The 2,753-nt window shown below is 67.1% G+C and carries 1 protein-coding gene; it reads right to left on the reverse strand.

The features are described from left to right. On the reverse strand, nucleotides 1-2,753 hold a 2,753-nt coding region (locus tag WBF82_RS04810), incomplete at both ends, for an acyltransferase domain-containing protein (protein WP_424381956.1).

Below are 2,753 nucleotides of genomic sequence, written 5' to 3' on the forward strand. Positions count from 1 at the left end.
CCGCAACGTGTCCCACTTACCCTTACTCGCGGTGGCAAACACCTCCAACCCCAAATGCCGGCCCAACTGCACCGCAGCCATCCCCACCCCACCAGCCGCGGCGTGCACCAACACCCGCTGCCCCGGCTTGGCGTCAGCTAGCCCTACGAACGCCATCCACGCGGTCGTGAAAACAACTGATGCGGCGGCAGCTTCGGCGTAAGACCAGTCGGCAGGCATCGGAAGCAACAACCGGACGTCTGCGGCCACCAGCGTGCCGCTGCCCTCCGGGAAAAGGCCGTACACCGAATCGCCGGCCGCGAATTCGGTGACCCCGGGCCCGACTTCAACGACGACGCCGGCGCCCTCGCCGCCGATCAGCGCGTCGTGGGTGAACATGCCCAGGGTGATCATGACGTCGCGGAAGTTGGTGGCGATGGCGCGCATCGCGACCCTGACCTGGCCGGGCTCCAACGGCGCATCGGCGTTGGGCACCGGCTCCAATTGGAGATTCTCGAAGGTGCCCGCACTGGAAAGGCCCAGCCGCCATGGCCCGTCGCCCGGCGGCACCAACACGGCGTCGACGGCCCGGCTGCCGTGCACCCGCGCGGTGTGAACCGTCCCACCCCGCACCAACACCTGCGGCTCACCGGTCGCAAGTACCGAAGCCAATGGCGTATCATCAACGGGCACATCGGAATCCACCAACACGATCCGGCCGGGATGCTCCGTCTGCGCCGAACGCACCAAGCCCCACACCGCCGCACCCGCCAGATCGGTGACGTCCTCTCCTGGTAGCGCCATGGCGCCGCGGGTGGCCACCACCAGCACGCCCGAGTCACGCTCGGCCAGCCAGGATTGCACAGCAGCTAGGGCGGTATGGGTGCGTTCGTAGGTGTCGATGACCGGGTCATCGGCGGCCGAAGCGGCTTGGAAAACTTCATACGACGGCGTCTCAGCGTGCGACACAGGCGAAGCGGGTGACCACACCAGCTCAAAAAGCCGATCGCCACCCGCACCGGATAACGCCGCCATCAACTGCTGCTGCGAAACCGGCCGCGCCACCATCGACGCCACAGACAACACCGGCAACCCCAGCCCGTCGGCCAACTCCACCGACACCGACGACGGACCCGACGGCGCGATCCGCGCCCGCACCGCCGCCGCCCCCGCCGCATGCAACGACACACCCTCCCAGGAAAATGGCAGGGCTATTTCGGCATGGCCATCGCCGTCGTGGGCCATCACCGCCGCGTGCAGCGCTGCGTCCAACAACGCCGGATGTACGCCGAATCCCGCTACGCCGCCGGCCGTCTCCGGCAGGGTGACCTCGGCGAACAGCTCGTCGCCTCGACGCCACAGCGCGGTCAATCCTTGGAATGCCGAACCATATTCGTACCCGCGTGCCGCCAACCGCTGGTAACCATCGGATACGTCGACGGAAGTCGCGCCCGGGGGCGGCCATACCGATAAATCCGCGCCCGGCTCAAGTGATTTCTGACCCAACTGTCCGCTGGCGTGGCAGATCCACGCCGAATCGGAATTGGTGTCAGCCCGGGAGAAGATGGACACGCTGCGCTGGCCGGACTCCTCGGCCGGCCCCACCACCACATGCACAGCGACCGAACCCGACGTGGGCAACATCAACGGCGCCTGCAATGTCAGCTCGTCAAGGGCCGCGCAGCCGATTTCGTCGCCCGCGCGGATCGCCAACTCGACAAATCCCGTACCCGGGAACACCACCACGCCGTCGACGGCGTGATCGGCCAACCATCCCTGCGAGGCTCCCGAGAGCCGTCCGGTCAGCACCACCCCGCCCGAATCCGGCAATTCCACCACCGCGCCAAGCAGTGCGTGCTCACTGGCGCCCAGCCCCAGACCGGCGGCGTCAAGAGCTGCACCGTCACCGGCGAGCCAAAAGCGGCGTCGCTCAAAGGCATACGTCGGCAATTCGACAAACTGAGCCGCGGGTAACACCGCACGCCAATCCACGCCGACACCCGCGACGAAGGCTTGTGCGGCCGAGGTGAGGAATCGGCGGATACCGCCCTCCTCGCGGCCGAGGGTGGGAATGACGATCGGTTCGGCGCTTCCGTCAGTGCAGTCGTTGAAGGTGTCCTCGATGCCGGCGATCAACGCGGGATGTGGACTGCACTCGATGAAGGTCCGATAGCCCTGTTGGGCTGCGCCGCGCACGGCCTGATCGAACTGCACGGTCTGCCGAATGTTGCGATACCAGTAGTCGGCGTCGAGGCCGGCAGTGTCGAGCAGACCGCCGGTCAACGTGGAAAAGAATGCGGTGCGCGAGGAATGCGGCTCCAGGCCGGAAAGGACGTCGGCCAGCTGCTCTCGGATGCATTCGACGTCCACGGAGTGTGATGCGTAGTCGACGTCGATCCGACGGGCACGAAGCTCACGCTGCGCACACTGCTCGACCAGCTCGTCGAGTGCCGCGACTTCACCGGAGACCACCACGGCGGACCGTCCGTTGACCGCGGCGATGCTGATGCGATCATCGAAGGGGGCCAATAACTCTCGTGCATGCTCGGCGCTGCACGCCAGCGAAACCATGCCACCCCGGCCGGCCAGCACCAGCAGCAGTTTGCTGCGCAGCGTCACCACCCGCGCGGCGTCGCGCAGCGACAGCCCGCCCGCGACGTAGGCGGCCGCGATCTCGCCTTGGGAATGGCCGATCACGGCGTCCGGCCGTACGCCCGCCGATCGCCACAATTCGGCCAGCGAAATCATCACCGCAAACAGCGCCGGCTGGACCA

It is taken from the genome of Mycobacterium sp., from assembly GCF_049673265.1.
GTDB lineage: Bacteria > Actinomycetota > Actinomycetes > Mycobacteriales > Mycobacteriaceae > Mycobacterium.